Genomic DNA, 3060 nt, shown 5'->3' with positions numbered 1-3060 from the left:
GCCGGTCGCTCAGGAGGCGCGTTTGCGGGAGGCGGTCTTGGTGGCGGTCTTGGCAGCCGTCTTCTTCGCGGCCGGCTTCGACTCGGAACCGGCGGCGGACTTGGACGCGGCCTTGGCGGAGGTGGACTTGGACGCGGCCTTGGACGCGGTCGACTTGGACGAGGCGGACTTGGCGGGGGTCTTCTTCGCGACCGGCTTGGTGTCGGCGGACTTGGTGTCGGCGGACTTGGCGGCCGGTTTGGACGTTGACTTCTTCGCGGGCTGCTTGGACGCGGTCTTCCGGCCTGAAGCGGCGGCCGACTTCTTCGGCTCGCGCGCGGGGAGTTCGGTGACCGAGCCGCCGGCCCCTTCCTCGGCCGCGTCGGCGGCGGCGCCCTCGCCGCGCGCCTCGCGGGCCGCCCGGACACTGCCCTCCAGGGCGGCCATCAGGTCGATGACCTGGCCGCCGCGGTCGGCGCTCGGGGTCGGGGCGGGCTCCTCGACGCCCTCGGCCTTCGCGGCGATCATCTGCTCGACGGCCTCGCGGTAGTCGTCGTGGAGGGAGTCGAGGTCCACCTGCCCCAGGGTGTCCATCAGCGCGTCGGCCAGGTCCAGCTCGGCGTCCCGCACCTTGACGTCGCTGTCCGGGGCCACGCCCTCGGGGCGGCGGATCTCGTCCGGCCAGAGCAGCCCGTGCATCACGATGACGTCGTCGACGACCCGCAGCATGCCCAGCCGCTCCCGCCCGCGCAGGGCGAACTTGGCGACGGCGACGCGGTCGCTGCGTTTCAGCGCCTCGCGGAGCAGGGTGTACGGCTTGGCGGCCGGCACTCCGCTGGCGGAGAGGTAGTAGGCGGTGTCCATCTGCATGGGGTCGATCTCGGACGCGGCCACGAAGGAGACGATCTCGATGGTCTTGGCGGTCGGCAGCGGCAGCGCGGCCAGGTCCTCGTCGGTGATCGGGATCATGGTGCCGTCGGCCTCTTCGTACGCCTTGCCGATGTCGGCCGAGGTCACCTCCTGTCCGTCCAGTTCGCACACCTTGCGGTAGCGGATGCGCCCGCCGTCCTCGACGTGCACCTGACGGAAGGAGACGGACCGGTTCTCGGTCGCGTTCACCAGCTTGATGGGGATGCTGACGAGGCCGAACGAGATGGCGCCGTTCCAGATCGATCGCACCTTCCGCTCCTTATCGGGTGGAATCGAGTGAAATGAGTCGAAGGAAGTTGATAGCGCGTTTTTCGGGGATTCATATCGTATGACGCCGATCACGGAGGTGGAGGGGCGGCGGCTGGCCCTCAGCAATCTGGACAAGGTCATCCATCCGGCCACCGGGACGACCAAGGGCGAGCTGCTGCACTACTACGCGACGGTCGCGGACCTGCTCCTCCCGCATCTGCGCGACCGGCCGCTGTCGTTCCTGCGCTATCCGGACGGTCCGGACGGGCAGCTTTTCTTCACGAAGAACCCGCCGCCCGGCACGCCCGACTGGGTGAGGACCGCCCCGGTGCCGCGGTCGGAGGACCCCGGGGCGCGTCAGGTGCTGGTGTCGGACCTGCCGTCGCTGATGTGGGCGGCGAACCTGGTGGCCGAGCTGCACACCCCGCAGTGGCGGGCCGCGACACCCGCCGTCGCCGACCGCCTGGTGCTGGACCTGGACCCGGGGGCGCCCGCGACGGTGGTGGACTGCTGCCGGGTCGCCGGGTGGCTGCGGGAGCGGCTCGCCGCGGATGGCCTGGAGGCGTACGCCAAGACCTCGGGGGCCAAGGGTCTGCACCTGTACGCGGCGCTGGAGCCCGCCCCCTCGGAGCAGGTCTCCGCCTACGCGCGGCGGCTCGCGGTCGAGGCGGAGGCGGCGCTGCCGGGTGAGGTGGTGCACCGGATGGCGAAGGCGCTGCGGCCCGGGAAGGTGTTCGTGGACCACAGCCAGAACGCGGCCGCCAAGACCACCGCCGCCCCCTACACCCTGCGCGCCCGCACGCTGCCGGCCGTCTCGGCGCCGGTGACCTGGGAGGAGGTCGACGCCTGCCGGGACGCGCGGGAGCTGGTGTTCCTGCCCGGCGACATGCCGGCGCGGCTGCGGGAGCACGGCGACCTGCTGGCCCCGCTGCTCGACCCGGAGCGCGCGGGGCCGCTGCCGTGAGGGGGCTCGGGCCGCTGACGCCGCCGGTGCGGGTGGCGTTGGCCGAGACGGTCGGGTCGCTGCCGCGCGGGGCGGGGCTGGAGTACGAGCCGAAGTTCGACGGACACCGGATGGTGGTGTTCCGGCGGGAGGACGGCGTGGTGCTCCAGGCCCGCTCGGGGCGGATCGTCACCGCTGCCTTCCCCGACCTGGCGGAGGCCGCGCGGCTGCTGCCGGCCGGCACCGTGCTGGACGGGGAGGTGGTCGTCTGGCGGGAGGGGAGGATCGACTTCGCCGCCGTGCAGGGCCGGGCCGCCGCCACGCCCGGGCGCGCGCCGAGGCTGGCGGAGCGGCTCCCGGCCTCGTACGCCGCGTTCGACGTGCTCGGCGCGGACGGCGCGGACCTGCGGCCCCGGCGCTTCGAGGTGCGGCGGGAGAGGCTGGTGGAGCTGCTGGGGGCGCTGGGGCCGCCGTTGCAGGCCGTGCCGATGACCACCGACCCGGAGGTGGCGGCCGTCTGGTTCGAGACGCTGCCGGAGATCGGGGTCGAGGGGCTGGTCGTCAAGAAGCTGGACCAGCCGTACCGGCCGGGCGTACGGGCCTGGCGCAAGCTGCGGCACACCGACACCCGGGACGCGGCGGTGGTCGGCTTCACCGGGCCGGCCGAGCGGCCGGCGTCCCTGGTGGTGGTGCTGCCGGACGACGACACGCCGGTGGTCTCCAGTCCGCTGCCTCCGGCGCTGCGCTCCCGGGCGGGCGCGGCGCTGCGCCGGCTGCCGGCCGGCGGCCAGGCCACGGCGATGGCGGTCGGGCTCGGGGAGGTCGCCTACCGCGAGGTGGCGGCCGGGCTGCTCGCGGAGGTGGCGACGGGCACCACCCGGCACACGGTGACGACGGTGCTGCGGCTGCGGCCGCCGGAGGGCTGAGGGCTGACGGAGGGCTGAGGGCTGACGGAGGGC

The 3060-nt window shown here is 73.8% G+C and carries 3 protein-coding genes; 2 read left to right on the top strand and 1 reads right to left on the bottom strand.

From position 1 onward, the window contains the following. Positions 1 to 9 precede the first annotated feature (9 nt). Positions 10 to 1158 (bottom strand): non-homologous end joining protein Ku, encoded by a 1149-nt coding sequence (ku, locus tag C6N75_RS01770; RefSeq protein ID WP_105867053.1) that lies wholly within the window; start codon positions 1156 to 1158, stop codon positions 10 to 12. Between the two features lie 79 nt (positions 1159 to 1237). On the opposite strand from ku, the gene ligD reads away from it, so the two are divergent. Both ligD and C6N75_RS01760 read left to right on the top strand, forming a co-directional pair. Continuing rightward, entirely contained in the window at positions 1238 to 2122 is an 885-nt protein-coding gene (gene ligD / locus C6N75_RS01765; RefSeq protein ID WP_105867052.1) for a non-homologous end-joining DNA ligase, read from the top strand. Further along, positions 2119 to 3027 carry an ATP-dependent DNA ligase gene (locus C6N75_RS01760; protein ID WP_258177167.1) on the top strand — a complete coding sequence of 303 codons (909 nt, stop codon included), beginning with the start codon at positions 2119 to 2121 and terminating at the stop codon, positions 3025 to 3027. The genes ligD and C6N75_RS01760 overlap by 4 nt, the downstream gene beginning before the upstream one ends. Positions 3028 to 3060 lie beyond the last annotated feature (33 nt).

This window comes from Streptomyces solincola (assembly GCF_002982015.1).
Classification (GTDB): Bacteria; Actinomycetota; Actinomycetes; order Streptomycetales; family Streptomycetaceae; genus Streptomyces; species Streptomyces solincola.
Note: the sequence above shows the minus strand (reverse complement) of the source record. Positions and strands in the feature narration are given on the sequence as shown.